General features: G+C 58.9%; 16 protein-coding genes and 1 tRNA gene. 13 read left to right on the top strand and 4 right to left on the bottom strand.

The window, feature by feature from the left end; all coding sequences use genetic code 11:
• Positions 1-14: 14 nt before the first annotated feature.
• Both ACVWYY_RS08510 and ACVWYY_RS08505 read left to right on the top strand, forming a co-directional pair.
• Positions 15-884 (top strand): FkbM family methyltransferase, encoded by an 870-nt coding sequence (locus ACVWYY_RS08510; protein WP_457440239.1) that lies wholly within the window; start codon positions 15-17, stop codon positions 882-884.
• Between the two features lie 21 nt (positions 885-905).
• Positions 906-2,060 carry a hypothetical protein gene (locus tag ACVWYY_RS08505; protein WP_457440237.1) on the top strand — a complete coding sequence of 385 codons (1,155 nt, stop codon included), beginning with the start codon at positions 906-908 and terminating at the stop codon, positions 2,058-2,060.
• Here ACVWYY_RS08505 and ACVWYY_RS08500 read toward each other — a convergent pair.
• Together ACVWYY_RS08500 and ACVWYY_RS08495 are read right to left on the bottom strand one after the other, a co-directional pair.
• Complete coding sequence (locus ACVWYY_RS08500) at positions 2,047-4,890, bottom strand: tetratricopeptide repeat protein (RefSeq protein ID WP_457440235.1); 2,844 nt, start codon at positions 4,888-4,890, stop codon at positions 2,047-2,049. The genes ACVWYY_RS08505 and ACVWYY_RS08500 overlap by 14 nt on opposite strands.
• A gap of 88 nt (positions 4,891-4,978) precedes the next feature.
• On the bottom strand, positions 4,979-6,430 hold the full coding sequence (locus ACVWYY_RS08495; protein WP_457440233.1) for a hypothetical protein: 1,452 nt from the start codon (positions 6,428-6,430) through the stop codon (positions 4,979-4,981).
• A 387-nt stretch (positions 6,431-6,817) separates the two neighbouring features.
• Between ACVWYY_RS08495 and ACVWYY_RS08490 the strand changes: the two genes are divergently transcribed.
• The 11 genes from ACVWYY_RS08490 to gatA all read left to right on the top strand — a co-directional run bounded on the left by ACVWYY_RS08490 (position 6,818) and on the right by gatA (position 14,552).
• Positions 6,818-8,011: an RNA-guided endonuclease InsQ/TnpB family protein gene (locus ACVWYY_RS08490; protein ID WP_457440231.1), complete on the top strand. Its 1,194-nt coding sequence runs from the start codon at positions 6,818-6,820 to the stop codon at positions 8,009-8,011.
• A 163-nt stretch (positions 8,012-8,174) separates the two neighbouring features.
• Positions 8,175-8,474, top strand: a complete 300-nt coding sequence (locus ACVWYY_RS08485) for a ferredoxin (protein ID WP_011433206.1) — start codon at positions 8,175-8,177, stop codon at positions 8,472-8,474.
• Positions 8,475-8,673: 199 nt separating this feature from the next.
• Positions 8,674-9,267, top strand: a complete 594-nt coding sequence (locus ACVWYY_RS08480; protein ID WP_457440229.1) for an IS607 family transposase — start codon at positions 8,674-8,676, stop codon at positions 9,265-9,267.
• Entirely contained in the window at positions 9,155-10,354 is a 1,200-nt protein-coding gene (locus ACVWYY_RS08475; RefSeq protein WP_457440227.1) for an RNA-guided endonuclease InsQ/TnpB family protein, read from the top strand. The genes ACVWYY_RS08480 and ACVWYY_RS08475 overlap by 113 nt, the downstream gene beginning before the upstream one ends.
• Before the next feature lie 55 nt (positions 10,355-10,409).
• Complete coding sequence (locus ACVWYY_RS08470) at positions 10,410-10,790, top strand: hypothetical protein (RefSeq protein ID WP_457440225.1); 381 nt, start codon at positions 10,410-10,412, stop codon at positions 10,788-10,790.
• Positions 10,791-10,887: 97 nt separating this feature from the next.
• Positions 10,888-11,205 carry a hypothetical protein gene (locus ACVWYY_RS08465; RefSeq protein WP_011433208.1) on the top strand — a complete coding sequence of 106 codons (318 nt, stop codon included), beginning with the start codon at positions 10,888-10,890 and terminating at the stop codon, positions 11,203-11,205.
• A gap of 59 nt (positions 11,206-11,264) precedes the next feature.
• Entirely contained in the window at positions 11,265-11,951 is a 687-nt protein-coding gene (locus ACVWYY_RS08460) for a Uma2 family endonuclease (RefSeq protein ID WP_457402579.1), read from the top strand.
• A tRNA-Ala gene (locus ACVWYY_RS08455) sits at positions 11,942-12,014 on the top strand. Before ACVWYY_RS08460 ends, ACVWYY_RS08455 begins: the two co-directional genes overlap by 10 nt.
• A 102-nt stretch (positions 12,015-12,116) precedes the next feature.
• On the top strand, positions 12,117-12,434 hold the full coding sequence (locus tag ACVWYY_RS08450) for a hypothetical protein (protein ID WP_457387240.1): 318 nt from the start codon (positions 12,117-12,119) through the stop codon (positions 12,432-12,434).
• A gap of 107 nt (positions 12,435-12,541) precedes the next feature.
• Positions 12,542-12,838: a hypothetical protein gene (locus ACVWYY_RS08445; protein ID WP_457385995.1), complete on the top strand. Its 297-nt coding sequence runs from the start codon at positions 12,542-12,544 to the stop codon at positions 12,836-12,838.
• A gap of 181 nt (positions 12,839-13,019) precedes the next feature.
• Complete coding sequence (gatA, locus tag ACVWYY_RS08440) at positions 13,020-14,552, top strand: Asp-tRNA(Asn)/Glu-tRNA(Gln) amidotransferase subunit GatA (RefSeq protein WP_457402577.1); 1,533 nt, start codon at positions 13,020-13,022, stop codon at positions 14,550-14,552.
• A gap of 17 nt (positions 14,553-14,569) precedes the next feature.
• Here gatA and psb28 read toward each other — a convergent pair whose 3' ends face one another.
• Positions 14,570-14,884: a photosystem II reaction center protein Psb28 gene (psb28, locus tag ACVWYY_RS08435; RefSeq protein ID WP_011433213.1), complete on the bottom strand. Its 315-nt coding sequence runs from the start codon at positions 14,882-14,884 to the stop codon at positions 14,570-14,572.
• Between the two features lie 31 nt (positions 14,885-14,915).
• Complete coding sequence (locus ACVWYY_RS08430; protein ID WP_457402575.1) at positions 14,916-16,115, bottom strand: glycerate kinase family protein; 1,200 nt, start codon at positions 16,113-16,115, stop codon at positions 14,916-14,918.
• Between the last annotated feature and the right edge of the window lie 29 nt (positions 16,116-16,144).

Raw genomic sequence — 16,144 nt, 5'->3', positions numbered from 1 at the left:
TGTGGAGTAGAGTAATGCCTTTCCCGATTAGCGAGATCCTCGGCAAAGACATGCCTTTTATCCGAATTGCAGACGTGGGGGCGATGTTTCTGGGCGGCGATAACTTCGACAAGCTGGTTCAGGAAGGGCATGCCCAAGTGATAGGATTTGAGCCCCAGAAGGAAGAGTGTGAAAAGCTCAACGCCAGAGCCCTAGCCGAGGCTCCTCGCGCCGACAAAGTGAAGCGGCAATACTTTCCCTATTTCATTGGGGATGGATCCCGCCGCAAGTTCTATTTCACCAATGCCGGCTACACCTCCTCTCTTTACGAGCCCGATCAGGAGCTAGCCCAGCATTTTGAGAACTTGGCGGAAGTTTGTCGGGTAACTCGGGTCGAGGAAGTCCAGACTACCCGCCTGGATGATATTCCAGAGCTGGGCGAAGTGGACTTTCTCAAGATGGATGTTCAGGGAGCTGAGCTGGATGTCATCCGGGGTGCTAGGAAAACTCTACAGAGTGTTACTGTCATCCAAACAGAAGTGGAGTACATCCCTCTCTACAAAGGCCAACCTCTTTTCAGCGACGTAGATATTGCCCTTAGGGAAGAAGGCTTTCTCCTCCATGGCATGACCAGCAACTTTGGCGCCTGCCTCAAGCCTTTCTCCTCCAGAACCTATCGCCCTTACACCCAAGTGTTGTGGTGCGACTATGTTTACGTCAAAAACTTTATGCACTTGGGTCGGCTTTCCTCGCGCCAGCGGCTGGCTATGGCGGTAGTTTTGCATGAGATTTACCTGTCCTACGATCTGGTAGCTTTCATCCTGGGCGTCCATGACCAAATTGCCCAAACCCGTTACAAAGACTTCTACCTGGCCAAAATGTTTGCCGCTCTCAATGTCTCTTAAATTGCTCAGACGAGGTGGGGGATGATCGTCATCGACGGGGTTATCTGGCAGTCGGAAGGGTTTTCTCGCTCTCCACTTTTGGATCAGTCCTACCTGTGGCTGAGCCTCATTGAAGAATGGGTCAAGGCCAAGAAGGCAACGGAGTTTGTGGTGCTCACCCGCGGGCAAACTTGGCTGCCGCCGGGAACTTTTTTTTCCGAGATCCCCCGCTTTGCTTTTGCAGAGGCAGATGAGGATCGCACCGGCCTGCAGAGCACCTGCGACCAGCTCAAGGCCAGGCTGTTTCTCTCCACCGGCTACACCACCCCCATCTCCACCCCTTCCATCGCCTTCATCTACGACCTAGAAGCAGAGGCTGGCAGCCAGTTTCATCCAGAATACATCGAGAAGAAAAACGCCATCTTGGCTGCTTCCCACTACGTTTTCTTCTCCGATGAAGTGCTTGCTGGCTTCCGAACCCACTACCCCGGGATCCCTCCCGAGCAGATGTCGCTAGTCTACCCGGCCATTGAAGGCTGGGCCAAGCCGGCTGCTCCCGATGCCATGGCCGAGTTTCGCCGCAAGTTTCAGTTGACTCGCCCTTTTTTCTTGGCCGTCTTGCCCGAACAGCTGGCTGATTACCGTGGCATCCAGGCTGTCAGCCAAGCTTGGGAGATCCTGCAGGGCCAAAGGCTCTCCCGCACCGAGCTGGTCTTTGCCTTTCCCAGTCCTCTGGAGGTGGATCCTGTCAAAGCGCAACTGCCCCAACGAGAAGGCCTTCGCTACCTCAGCCTGAACAATCCCGAGCTTGCCTGCGCCTATTCCTCGGCTCTGGCGCTGGTTTTCCACTCCACCTTTCGGCCCAGCAGCCCCCTTGAGGCGATGGCCTGCGGCTGTCCTGTGGTGCATTACCGGGATGAGCAGCCAAATGCCTCCGGCTCGGAGTCGGCAACTGCCTCTGGAGAGAAAAAAGATAAGGATCCCTTGCAGAACTCGACAGCCCTGCTCTGCCAAGGCTCTCTTCAAGAGCTGGTTGACGCCTTGCAGCGCATCCAGAGCTACCCGGTACGCTCTCCCCTCATTGCCAAAGGGTTGGAACAGGCCAAGGAGCTGAGCTGGGCAACAGTGGCCGCCAAGCTGTGGGACATTTTCGAGCAGGTGGCTCCTTCGGAATCCGAGGAACCTACTGACCGCTGACCACCAAGTTTTTCCACATCTGCCGATAGGCCCGCTCCAGGGCGCGGGCATGGCTTTGCGGATCCCGCAGGGGCGATTTCTCCATCATGCCTCGCAGGCTGTGGCGCAAATGGCGCAGCCGCTCCAGATCACTGGCCAGGTTCACGGCAATTTCCACGTATTCTTCCGGCGTTTGGGCCACCAGCTCCGGCAGCCCCACGTTAGTGAGGATGGAGACCCCCACCCGGCAGACATGAGCGTTGCCCGCCAAGACCACCACCGGCGCACCGCCCCAGAGGGTTTCACAGGTGGTGGTGGTGCCGTTGTAGGGGAAAGGATCTAGGCCAATGTCAATCTCGCTGTAGATCTGGAGGTGCTCTGGAATGCTGCGGCGATCTCCCACCAGGTGCACCCGCTGCCGATCCACCCCGTGCCGCTCAAAGTGCCCCCAGAAGATCTCGCAGACGCTGCGGTCGGTGTAGCGCATGTTTTTGAGCAGGATGCGGGCATTGGGCAGCCGCTTGAGGATCCCCGCCCACACTGCCACCACGTTGGGGGTAATTTTGGTGGGGTTGTTGCAGCAGCCAAAGGTGATGTAGCCCGCCGAGAGGGCCGGCAGCTCGGAAACCGGCGGGAAAATATCCACAGGGTTGTAGCAGAGAAAGCTTTTAGGCAGGCGCATCAACTTTTCTGTGTGGTACCTTTCCGTCATGCCCGGCGGGTCGGCATAGGCATCGGTGATGCGGTAGTCCACCAAGGTCAGGCCGGTGGTGTTGGGGTAGCCCAGATAGGTGGCCTGGATGGGGGCAGGTTTGAGGGCCAGCACGCCCAAGCGGTTGTAGGCCGTGTGGCCGGCCAAATCCACCAGAATGTCGATCTTGTCCTCGTGGATGAGGTCGGCCACCTCCACATCGGAGCGGATCTTGTGGATGTCTCGCCAGGCATCGGCCTTTTCCTTCATCCGCTCGGTCACAATGTCCGAATACGGCCCGTTGGAATAGCAGTAGATCTGGAAGCGCTCGTGGTTGTGGTGGTTATAGACATGCTCAAAAAACATGCTCACGGAGTGCAGCTTAAAGTCTCCGGAGATGTAGCCGATGCGCAGAGGCCGCTTCAGATCCCGATCCCGGTGGTAGGGCCGCCGCAGATGGGCCACCGAGGCTTGGGTGGCATCCCCCCACTTCTTGTGCTCCCGCAGGGTCTCTTCGGGATCGAAATCGGGGGCGTAGTGCAGGCCCATGAGGATGTTGCCGTGGAAAGCGATCACCCCCGGAGCCAGCTTGGCCGACTTGCGGTAGGCTTTGATGGCCTCCTCGTGGCGGCATTGCTGGAGGAAGGTGCCTGCCAACCCTGCATAGGTGGAAGGATCCTCGGGGTTGATTTCCAGGGCGCGCTGAAAAGATTCCAGCGCCTCGGTTAGGCGGTTCAACTCTTTGTAAACGGATCCCAGGGCCCGGTGCACCTCCAAAAAGTCCGGCTTGAGGCGGGCGGCCTCCTGCAAAACCGGCAGGGCCTCTTCGTTGCGGTGCTGGCTTTGCAACAACAGCCCCAAGTTGCAGTAGGCTTCTCCCAGTTCTGGGTCGTGCACCAGCGCCTGCCGATATTGAATCTCTTCTTTTTCCGGCTCGTTCAAATGCCGATAGGCTAGGCCCAGGTTGTTGTAGGCCAGGGCAAAGTCAGGCTTGTGCTCCAGGGCCGCTTCCAGCAAGGGGATGGCCTCCTTAAACCGCAGTTGATCCAATAGCAGGCAGCCGGCCTCGAAGTAGGCTTCGGCAAAGTCGGGCCGCACGCCCAGAGCGCGGCTGAGGTGGGCCATGCTATCGGCCATGCCGCAAGGGAACACCTTGCGAAACCCCCGATCCGACAAAAAACCCGCCAAGCCCCGGTAGGCTTCGGCATATTCAGGCTGCAGGCCAAGGGCCACATGGTAGTAGTCCAGCGCCCGTTGCGGCTGCTTCAGCTTGCGATAGGCTGTGGCCAGGTTGAAGTAAACCCGCGGGCGATCCGGCTGCAGCGCCAAAGCCGCCCGATAGGCTGCGATGGCCGCCTCCGGCTGTCCCTGCTCCAGCAGGGCGGTGCCCAGGTTGATGTGAGCTTCCACCAATTGCCCATCCAGGGCCAGCGCCTGACGGAAAGCGGCAATAGCTTCCTCCCAGTTCCCTTGCTCTGCCAAGGTCAAGCCCAGGCCGTTGTACAAGGCCGCTTGTTGCGGATCCTGCTCCAGAAGCTGGCGGTACAGCTCAACGGAGCGCTCCAACTGCCCCGCCTCGCGGCAGAGCTCGGCCAGTTCTTGCGCCCGCTCTGGGGTAAACTCTAGCGCCAGCGCCTGCTCTAGATGGTCGATGGCCGTTGCCGGCCACCCCTTCTGTCGGTAGATCTGGGCCAGCTCCGTCAGGATCTGGGCATCCTGGGGCTGCAGGATCAGCGCCCGCCGGTAATACAGCTCAGCCTGGTCGTACTGGCCCAGCTGGAAGTGGCAGAGGCCCAGGTTGAAGAGGGCCTGCAGGTGATCCGGCTGCAGCGCCACCGCTTGGCTGTAGCATTCGATGGCTGCTTCCCGCTTGCCCAGCGCTTGATATACAGCGCCCAAGTTGCTGTGAAAAGCTGCCTGCTCTGGCCGCAGCTGCGTGGCCTTGGCCATGTGGGCCGCGGCTTCCTCAAGGCGGCCCGTTTGGTAGCAGAGGATGCCCAGAAAATGCAGAGCCTCGGGCTGCTCGGGCTGGAGAGCCAACACCTGCCGGTAGGCCGTCTCCGCCTGCTGCAGATCCCCTGCCTGGTGGTGGCGGATGGCCACTTCCAAAGTAGCTATCAGCGCATCGGGTGTCACTTGGCCTGGATCCCTAGATTTCATAACCTCTAATCCTACACCCATCTGAGTTCCGCGAGAAAAAAACGGGCCTGAACTTTCAGGCCCGCAGAGGGGTTAAACAGCCTGCCGACTAGCGCGGGACAGTGAAGGTGATGTCCAGCCGCGGCCCGCGAGCGGTGGTGATAGGGGAAGCACCCGTACCCGTGGCCGGCTCTTTGTCGAACTCGGCGCGGCAGGTGCCCGTAGCCCCCTGGCTAATCTCGAAACCAGCCGCATTAGCTGGCGTCCCCGCCACGCTGGTGCTGGTGCTGAAGCTGACCGAGAAGCTGGCCGTGTAGGAGAAGGTCTGGTTGGGGATAACCAGGGTCAGGTTGACCGGGCCAGCGAGCTGACTGCCAGAGGCAGTGAAGGTTTGGGCAGAGGGAGAAGCTACAGTACCAGTAACCGACGGACCGGTAATTGAGAAGCTAAGACTAATTCCAAGGTTACTTAGCTGTTGGATACCCTGCGTAATGGTAGTCTGACCAGTGGGTAGGAAAGCAGTAAAGGTGCTTCCTGCAGCACTGAAGCTTACCGTAACTGGGTTGGTGGCCAGGAGGGTAATCGTGAGCGTGGCTGGGGAGGTGGGCTCAACTCGATAGGTGCTTGCACTGCTATTATTATTTAGGGTAATGTTCCCAATGAACCCTACTGCCACAGGAGCCACTGCGTTAAACTGAGGAGCGCCACTGGCCGTGCCACCGGCCGAGCTGGAGACGGAGATGGAAACCGACGCGAACACAGAGGTAGCCTGGTTGTTCCACACCTCCTTGGCACACTGCAGCCGCACCTGGTAGAAGCGCGGGCCTGGCGCCGACACCGCCCGCTGCACCCCAGGCCCCACATCCGCCAGCCGCGGCCCCGCCGACGCATCGTTCCCCAGCACGTTGCCCGTAAAGCTCAAAGCCACAAAGCCAGAAGTCGCCGGCGCAAAGAAGTCGCTGGACACCACGTTGTCAACCGCGCCCAGCCGCACTTCTTGGAACACCACACTGTTGGCCGCTAGGTTGTGGGGAGTGACATCCAGGAAGAAGAAGCCCCGCCCCTTCTCGCCAGTAATACCAGGAATGGTGGTCGAGTCGTTGGAGGGCAACTGCACCAGCGTCAACTGCGCCCCCTGCACAATCGCGTTGCGGGGAATGGCGTCGGGAATGGGGAAGGAAAGCACCGCTCGGAAGTCAGAGTAGGTGGCCAGCGGCAGGTTCTCGGCTGTGCCGGAGCGGCGGATGCCAAAGCCAACGGGAATGACAATGGGGTTGGAGAAGACTAGTCCCCCCGGAGTGAGAGCGGCCAGTTGGGTGGGCAGAGCGCTGATGGGGCCAGCAGTGGTGGGAGTGGGAGCAGGAACAGGGGTTGGAGGTGGTGGCGGCGGAGCCGGGGGAGCCGGTGGGGGTGGTGGGGGCGGCGGCGGTACGGGTGTGACGGTGCCGGTGCTGCTTTCTTCGCCGCAGCCGGTGAGCAGCAGGGGCAGCAGCACCACTGTGGAAGCCAGAGACAGAGACCCGAGTGACTTCAGGAGCCACTTGTGCATTGTTCCGTTCATTGTTCTCCTCTTAACCAAAAAAGTGGGGTTCGGCTGAACACTTCCCTTAACTTACCCGATCAACTCGCCCAGGGCAAGCCAGGCCGTAGGAAAGAGCCAATCGAGGAAAGACGCACACGCGCTTGGATAAGCGGCTCGTCTGTTTACTCTGCTTATCATACAAGCCCATTAGCCCGCTTTGGCAAGTACTGCCGATTTTTTCTGGACAAGATCAAAGGTGACGTGGGTCACAGACACCGGGCAGGGTCCCGGGAAGGAGTCGGGTGGCGGCTTCTGGGAGCAAAGCAGGTGGAGCCACCGGAAGAGCAGTCAGCTAGAAATCGCAGGAGCCCCGCACTGTACCCGTAGGGTCAGTGTCGGGAAGAATGCGGAAGTTATGATAGAACCATGATCCAAGTCCTGACCGTCTCCTGCAAGCTCAAGGTGTCCCAGTCGCAAGCCGCCAAATTGGACGCGACGATGGACGCTTTTGGCCAAGCCTTGAACTGGGCCAACCAGAACACGCCGGAGAAGATCGTCAACGCGGTCAAACTGCAATCCCTTTGCTACTACGAGATTCGAGCCCGGTTCGGCTTGTCCAGTAACTTGGCTCAACAGGTGTGCAGACGGGTGGCAGGCGCTCGCAAAGTGGCGAGACAGCACAACCGTCCGGTTAAAGAGTTCAAGCGTAGGTTCGTTACCTACGACGCACGTATCTTTTCATTCCGCGAGAAAGACTGGACGGTGTCGCTGACCACGGTGGAAGGGAGAGAACGCTTTGAGCTAGCCATTGGTAACTACCAGAGGGGAATGCTGGCTGGCTCTAACCCCAAATCGGCCACCCTAGTCCAGCGGAAGGATGGCTCCTACTACATCCAGATTTGCGTAGAGAAAAAACCACCCAAGCAACAAGATACCGACAAGGTGATCGGGGTGGACTTGGGAAGGACAGATATTGCCCATACGTCAGAGGGGAACAACTGGAATGGACAGCAGCTGAACAGAGTCCGCGACCACTACTCCCGACTGAGGGCGGCACTCCAACGTAAAGCCAGTAAGGGCACACGCAGTTCGCGGCGCAGATGCCGTCAACTGTTGCAACGGCTGTCTGGCAAGGAGAGGCGCTTTCAGGCGTGGGTCAATCATCGCATCTCCAAAGCTATTGTCTCTAGGGCAAAGGCGACAAACAGCGCTATTGCTCTGGAAGACTTGACAGGGATTCGGGAAAGGGTCAATCAACAACCCCGCAGCAAAACCGAGCGGCGCAGGGCCAACAGTTGGGCGTTCTACCAACTACGCCAGTTTCTGGAATACAAGGCGAGGGTTGCAGGGGTTTCTCTGATTCTTGTTCCGCCTGCCTACACGTCGCAGACCTGCCACCGGTGTTTGCACATTCATCCCGATCCTGCGCAATCCTACCGCAGTGGCAAGTCGTTCAAGTGTGGACACTGTGGATGGGAAGGGGATGCGGACTTTAATGGTGCGAATGTGATTGCGCTTTTGGGGGCTGTCGTAAACCAGCCTAGAGGTTCGGGCCTGTTTTGTTCTCTGGTAGAGCAGAGCAGGCTCAGGGCTGCTGAAAGCCCGCTCCGTACCGCTTAGCGGTCGGAGCCGGGTAGTTTACAATCCTTGCCCGGCATGGCTTTTGCGGATCCACCTGGAAAAAACCGGAAGATTTGCCTATTTCCTCACAAAAGGATGCTTGATCCGGGGCAGAAGGGTGGCAGGATGAGGAGTGGATGTTTTTTCTGGAGACCCAACCAGGATGGCTACCTACAAGGTCACTCTGATCAACGAGGAGCAAGGCTTAAACGTCACCATCGATGTGCCGGATGACGAATACATTTTGGACGTGGCGGAAGAGCAAGGGATCGAGCTGCCCTATTCCTGCCGCGCCGGTGCCTGTTCGACCTGTGCCGGCAAGCTGGTGAGCGGCACGGTGGATCAAAGCGATCAGTCCTTCCTGGATGATGATCAGATCGAGCAGGGCTATGTGCTGACCTGTGTGGCTTACCCTACTTCCGACTGCACCATCATCACCCACCAAGAAGAAGCCCTTTACTGATCGAGCTTGAATTTCCGTCCTCAACCCCAGCCCCTCTTCCAAAGAGAGAGGGGTTTTTGTTTTGGGTGGCCCAAGGGGGTGTTCGAGCGCTCCGCGCTGCTGAGGCCCTCACCCAGAGGGAGAGGAGCATGACTCTAGTCAATGATACGCTGGACTATACTGAAAATAATGTACAGTATGTTCAGTATGGCTGCTTGGTATGGCTAGGTATGTGAAACCGAGAGAAGCGGCGGATTACTTTGGGGTGTGTCTCCACACTTTGAGGCGATGGGAACAGAAGGGCTGGATCAATGCAATACGTACACCATCCGGTAGGGCGAGAAGGTATGACCTCGACAGCTACATCAGAGCGCCCAGAAAGGCCAAGCGAGTCGTTTTGTATGCCCGAGTCAGCAGTCGAGGGCAGAAGTCAGACTTGGAGCGACAGATTGCAAGACTGGTTAACCTCTATCCTGGAGCCGAAGTGGTCGGAGAGGTTGGCGGCGGTCTCAACTTCAAAAGACCAAAGTTCCTTGCCTTATTGGAACGAGTTCGTGCGGGAGATGTCGGAACAATTGTGGTCGCTCACCGGGATCGACTCTGCCGGTTTGGATTTGAGTTCGTTGAGTGGTACTGCCGCCAATACGGGTGCGAAATCTTGGTTCTCGATGACGATCACTTTTCTCCCCAACAGGAACTGGTTGAGGATATCCTCGCCATCCTGCACTGCTTCAGCAGTCGGCTCTACGGACTCAGGAAGTATCGGGCTGCAATCGAGAAAGATACGGATTTATCCGGAGCCAGCGCTGGCTAAGGCTTGGAAGCATTGGCAAGCGGCATGCCGGTACTGCTACAACCAAGCGATTGCCTATCAGCGTCAGCATGGCGCTCCAAGAACGGCCAGAAAGTTGCGGGATATCATCCTGCGTTCCGCCCTACCCCAGTGGGTGAAGGACGCCCCCTGCCACATCAAACAGAACGCGGTCGTCGAGGCGTGGTTAGCGTTTCACCGGAGTAAGGACGCGAGGTTTCGCAGTGTGCGGGACAGGTCGCATACGCTGCAATTCAACGCCGGCAACTTTCGCAATGGGACGTGGTATCCGAAACTCACCCGAGGCCTGACATTCCGTGCGTCCGAGGAGATACCCAGAGAATGGGCACGCGGAACTGAGCTAATGCGGGTGAAAGACAGATGGTATGCCATCTTTCCTGGGCCCGTGAACGAGCAGTGTTCGTTAGCGAAGGGGGTGATTGCGCTTGACCCTGGAGTAAGAAGCTTCTTCACAGGGTTTGATGGAGCAGGTTTTGTAGATATCGCCAAGGGGGACTTTGGTAGAATCACTCGGCTGTGCTACCACCTAGACGACCTGCAATCCAGGCTGAGCAAAGCGCCGAGGCTCAAGCGTAGGCGAATGCGGCAGGCGGCGTTTCGCTTGCGGGAGAGAATCAGAAACTTGGTGGCCGAGTGCCATCGCAAGGTAGCGGCGTTCCTAACGGATAACTACCGATTGATATTCCTCCCCACTTTCGAGTCAACCCAGATGGTTGCCAAGGCAGGGAGGAAGTTTGGTAGCAAGACGGCGAGGGCGATGCTCACCTGGGCGCACTATCGGTTCAAGCAGTTCCTGAAGTTTCAAGCCCAAAAGAAAAACGTGGTTGTCGTGGAAGTATCGGAAGCGTACACCAGCAAAACCTGTACCAAGTGCGGGCACATCCATACTAAGTTGGGTGGCGCAAAAGTGTTCACATGCCCAAAGTGCAACCATAGGCTACCACGAGATTGGCAAGGCGCTCTGGGCGTCATGCTCAGAGCTTTGCGGGATACCGCCTTTCTGTTCGGAAATGGACAGAATGCTATCGCTTCACCGTTGAGCAGTAATGGTCAGCAGTGTTCAGCGTAAATGTATCAGAATTGGCAGTGGTAGGATTTCCTTATTCTGTAGTGCTTCAGCAACCATGACCCCTGAGCAAGAGCAGTGGCTGATTCAAGCCATCCAGGAGCTACAAGCCTCCCAGAGAGAATTGCAAGCCTCCCAGAGAGAATTGCAAGCCTCCCAAAGAGAATTGCAGGCCGCTCAGCAGGAGCTGCGCCTTGTCCAACAAAACCAGCAGGTTTTGATTCAAGAGCTGCGGGAAGGACAGGCGATGCTGGCCCAGTTTTTTCGCGAGTCAATGGATCGGTTTGATGAGCGCACCCGGGCTATTGAACGGCGCACCGAAGCTGTGGAGCGCCGCACCGAAGCTTTGGAACGGCGCACTGACGAGATGGCCCGAGAGATGCGGGAGATGCGGCAGGAGATTCGGGATCTGCGCCGCGATTTTCTGGAACGGCGTTAGCTTCCATCCAACCCTGGCCCAAGCGCTCACAGCCCCTTTCCCAGGGAGAAATGCAGGGTGATAGGATTTTTTTATTCTTCTGTAACCCTCGCCGACCATGACCCCTGAGCAAGAGCAGTGGCTGATTCGCGCCATCCAAGAGTTGCAAGCTGCCCAGCAGGAGCTGCGTCTTGTCCAACAAAACCAGCAGGTTTTGATTCAAGAGCTGCGGGAAGGGCAGGCGATGCTGGCCCAGTTTTTTCGCGAGTCAATGGATCGGTTTGATGAGCGCACCCGGGCTATTGAACGGCGCACGGAAGCTGTGGAACGGCGCACAGAAGCACTGGAACGGCGCACCGACCAGATGGCGGAAGAGATGAGGGAGATCCGGCAGGAGATTCGGGATCTGCGCCGCGATTTTTTGGAACGGCGTTGACTGCCAACAGACCGAGCGCTCACAGCCCTGCTCCCAGAGGAAGAGAGGGGTTGTGCGAGATGACAAGGCTAGTATGGCAGCAAAGAGACTTTTGGCCGAGACGGTTTATGGCTTTGGCAATGGGATCCGTTTCTGCACCATCAAGAGCTCGCCTGAGTTTGGCGGAATACCTTGCTTATTCGGATGGCAGTGATACCCGCTATGAGCTGGTGGCAGGGGAGTTGGTGCCCATGGCTCTTCCAACCGGGCGGCATGTGCAGATTCAAAACTTTCTCAGCCGAGTTTTCGAGGCAGAGATTGCACGGCAGCAGTTGCCCTGGACAGCGATACAGGGGAGCCCAGGGATCCAGTCTCCGCGGGGCAATCGGTGGGCTACGGTGCGGATCCCGGATGTGGTGGTGCTGCCTTTGGAACAGTGGCAGGAGATGGGATCCAGAGAGGCGTTGATTCGCCTGGAGGATCCGCCGCCGCTACTGGTGGTGGAGGTAGTCAGTGAGTCCAGCCGGGCAGCAGACTACCGGGCCAAGCAAGCAGAGTATTGCGTTTTGGGGATCGGCGAGTATTGGGTTGTGGATCCCTTGGAGGAGAAGGTGAGCCTGCTGCTGCTTCATGAAGGCTGGTACGATGTGCTGGAGCTGAAGGGATCCGATCCGGTATCCTCAAAGGTCTTTCCCAAGCTGGAGTTGCAGGCGGGGGAGATCTTGGCTGCGGATTCGGGTTATTCTGGTAAAGCTACGGGGAGTTAGCTCAGTTGGTAGAGCGCTGCGATCGCACCGCAGAGGTCAGGGATTCGAGTTCCCTACTCTCCATTGAGGTTTTGGATTTGGATCCCTTGCCCCCGATCCCTCTCCCAGGAGGAGAGAAGAGTTAGTGGTGGTAGGATTTCCTTATTCTGTAGTGTTTCAGTAACCATGACGCCCGAGCAAGAACAGTGGCTGATTCAAGCCATCCAAGAGTTGCAAGCCTCCCAAAAAGAATTGCAAGCTGCCCAGCAGGAGCTGCGTCTTGTCCAGCAAAACCAGCAGGTTTTGATTCAAGAGCTGCGGGAGGGACAGGCGATGCTGGCGCAGTTCTTTCGCGAGTCAATGGATCGGTTTGACGAGCGTACTCGGGCCATCGAACGCCGCACAGAAGCACTGGAACGGCGCACCGACCAGATGGCGGAGGAGATGAGAGAGATCCGGCAAGAGATTCGGGATCTGCGCCGCGATTTTTTGGAACGGCGGTAGCTTGGGCTCAAGCGCTCTGCGTTGCTAGTGTAACCATCCCCGGATCCTTCTCCCAGGAGGAGATTTAGGGTGGTAGGATTTCCTTGTTCTGTAGCGCCTTGGTAACCATGACACCTGAGCAAGAGCAGTGGCTGATTCGGGCCGTCCAGGAGTTGCAAGCTGCCCAGCAGAACCAGCAGGTTTTGATCCAAGAGCTGCGGGAAGGGCAGGCGATGCTGGCACAGTTTTTCCGGGAGGCGCTGGATCGCTTTGACGAGCGCACCCGAGCCATTGAACGGCGCACGGAAGCTGTGGAGCGCCGCACCGAAGCTTTGGAACGGCGCACTGACGAGATGGCCCGAGAGATGCGGGAGATGCGGCAGGAGATTCGGGATCTGCGCCGCGACTTTTTGGAACGGCGTTGACTGCCAACAGCCCAGGCGCTCGGCGCTGCTGATGTGATCATCCCTAGATCCTCTCCTAGCAAGAGAGGGGGATCCACGAGATCTTTAGGGAGTTAGGGTTGGGAAGGGATCCCATCTGGATTAGTCTAGAGGGAACTTGGTCTGGCCTCATCGGCGTTTGCCATTCCCTGCGAGTTTGCCTATGTCTGTGATTCGCGCCCTACACAGCCAGTTGGTAACCAAAGAGCGCTCTGCCGAAGAGATCGCCCGCGAGTACCTGGAGCGCCTGGCCCAACTGGAGCCGCAGCTCAAGAGCTTTATTACTGTGACCGAGGAACTGGCTCTGCAACAGGCCAGGGCGGTGGACGCCCGCATTCGGGCCGGGGAAGAGATTGGCCCTTTGGCCGGGATCCCGCTTGCCGTGAAAGACAACCTCTGCACCCAAGGGATCCGCACCACCTGCGCTTCCCGGATGCTGGAGGGGTTCATTCCCCCCTACGAGTCAACAGTGACGGCGCGGCTGGCGGCTGCGGGCATGGTGACGGTGGGCAAGACCAACCTAGACGAGTTTGCCATGGGCAGCTCCACGGAAAACTCCGCCTTTCAGCGCACCGCCAATCCCTGGGATCTGACGCGGGTGCCAGGGGGATCCTCTGGGGGATCGGCGGCGGCGGTGGCTGCCGACCAAGCGGTGGTGGCTCTGGGCTCGGATACGGGGGGATCCATCCGCCAACCGGCAGCTTTTTGTGGGGTGGTGGGCCTCAAGCCCACCTACGGGCTGGTGTCTCGCTACGGGCTGGTGGCCTTTGCTTCGTCTTTGGATCAGGTGGGGCCGTTTGGGCGCACGGTGGAGGATGTGGCCTTGCTGCTGCAGGGGATCGCCGGCCATGACCCGATGGACTCCACCAGCCTGAAGGTGGATATCCCGGACTATAGCCAGGCTCTGATCCCGGACATCAAGGGCTTCAAAATCGGGGTGATCCGCGACTTGCTGGGAGAAGGATGTGGGGAGGAGACCCGCGCTGCCGTCCAAGCAGCCATTCAACATCTGCAAGAACTGGGGGCCGAGATCCTGGAGATCGACTGCCCCAGTTTTCGCTACGGCCTTGCCACCTATTACATCATTGCCCCTTCGGAAGCCTCTGCCAACTTGGCCCGCTACGACGGGGTGAAATACGGCCTGCGGGAACCTGCCGACTCGCTGCTGGCCATGTATGGCAAGACCCGCGCCCACGGCTTTGGGCCAGAAGTCAAGCGGCGCATCATGATCGGCACCTATGCCCTCTCCTCGGGGTACTACGACGCCTACTACCTCAAGGCTCAGAAGGTGCGCACCCTCATCAAGCAGGACTTCCTCAAGGCTTTCGAGAAGGTGGATGTGCTGGTCAGCCCCACCACCCCCACCCCGGCGTTCAAGATCGGCGAGCGGGAGGATCCCCTCAGCATGTACCTCTGCGACCTGATGACGATCCCGGTGAACCTGGCGGGTTTGCCGGGGCTGAGCCTGCCCTGCGGGTTTGCCGATGGGCTGCCCATTGGCCTGCAAATTGTGGGCAATGCCCTACAGGAGAGCAAGGTGCTGCGGGTGGCCTATGCCTATGAGCAAAGCACCGACTGGCACAAGCGACGGCCGCCGCTGGGGCAGCCCTCAGTTGAAGAGGGCCAGGGATCCGATCCCGGCCAACCTCAAGCCAAGCGCAGATCCGGCAAGAGGAGCAAAAAATCCAAAAGCTGAGGCGGGAAGGGCGGCAACTAGGCCATGCCCATCTGGTTGGCCGCTGAAAAGCGTTCCATAAAGCGCAGGAAGCGATCCCACTCTGCCTCGGTTTCCATGTCGTAGGTCACTTCCAGGGCTTTGAATTCCCCGTTCAGGAACTTGGCCCTGATGTTGCGGGTGGTCAGCTCCCCTTCCTCATCGATCATCCGCATGCCGAGGATGTTTTGCGTATCGGATTTTAGATCCTCGAAGCGGAAAATCGCGGATCCCCGGTTGCCGGTCTTGGATTTCAGCACTCGCACCTGGGTGGGCACCTCTTGGATGCCGGGGGAGAACTCGATACTGGCCATGATGTCCTACGAAACACGATGATTTAAGCCATTATAACCGGCCAATCCCCGCATCCTGCTCCAGAAAATCTCTCAGCTCCTGGGCCGTCATCTGCTCCAGGTGATGGCCGGCCTGCCGTTGGGCTTCTGCCACATCGGGGATCCGGTCGCACAGGGCGCCAACCCGAAGGGGAAGAGGCTGGGCTGCCAACCCAGCGCGCGCTGCCGGAGTCACCTGGCCACAGAGGATGAGCAGGGGTTTTTGGGCTTGGATAGCCTGCTCCAGCACGGCCCCCACCACCTTTCCCATCGCGCTTTGTTCGTCGAGGCAGCCCTCTCCGGTGACGACCAGATGGCAGCGGCGGATGCGCTCCGGCAGGGCCAATTGCCGCGCCAAGAGCTGGATCCCGGACTCCAGAGTGGCCTCCAAAAAAGCCACCAGACCTGCTCCTAAGCCGCCTGCGGCTCCGGCCCCCGGGATCCCGGCCACGGCCTGGCCCAAATCTCGCTCCACCACTTGAGCCCACTGCTGCAGCGCCTGCTCCAACTGCTGCACCTGGGAAGGGGTGGCGCCTTTCTGGGGGGCAAAGACGGCGGCGGCTCCCCACGGGCCGGTGAGGGGATTCTGCACATCGCACAGGCCGCGGATGCGTTTCCCCTGCCAGACAGGCTGTTCAGGGGACTCAATGCGCTGCAAACGGGCCAGCTCTCCCCCGCCCCAGCCGATGGGATCCCCAGCTCCATCCAACAGGCGATAGCCTAAGGCCTGCGCCATGCCCGCCCCTCCATCCACGGTGGCGGATCCCCCCAGTCCTATCCAGATCTCAGCAATAGGCTCTCGGCAGACGGCCCGCAACAGCTCCCCCAGGCCATAAGTGGTGGTGCGGGTGGGATCCCGCCGCTCCGGTGGCACCAAGGTCAGGCCAGCCACCTGGGCCAGCTCCAACAGGGCCAGCTCTCCTGCCACCCCGTACTCCGCCCAGACGGGATCCCCCAGGGGGCCGGTGACCCACAGACCCTTTTTCTCTCCCCCCAGCGTCGGCAGCAATACCTCTAGGGTGCCCTCTCCCCCATCCGCCAAGGGGAGCCGCTCCACCTCGACTTCCGGCAGCACCTGTTGGATCCCATGGGCTATGTGCTCTGCCGCTTCTGGTGCCCTCAGGGATCCCTTAAAACTATCCGGGCAAACCAAAATCCGCCGCGGTGGGCTGCTGAACTGGGATCCCTTTGCCTGGAAACCCGCATCCAGCATGGAACCTCCTCGGCGGCGCTAAAAGGTGG

The organism is Thermostichus sp. MS-CIW-34, from assembly GCF_054060435.1.
The sequence above is the reverse complement of the archived record's forward strand: the minus strand, read 5'-3'. Positions and strand labels throughout refer to the sequence as shown.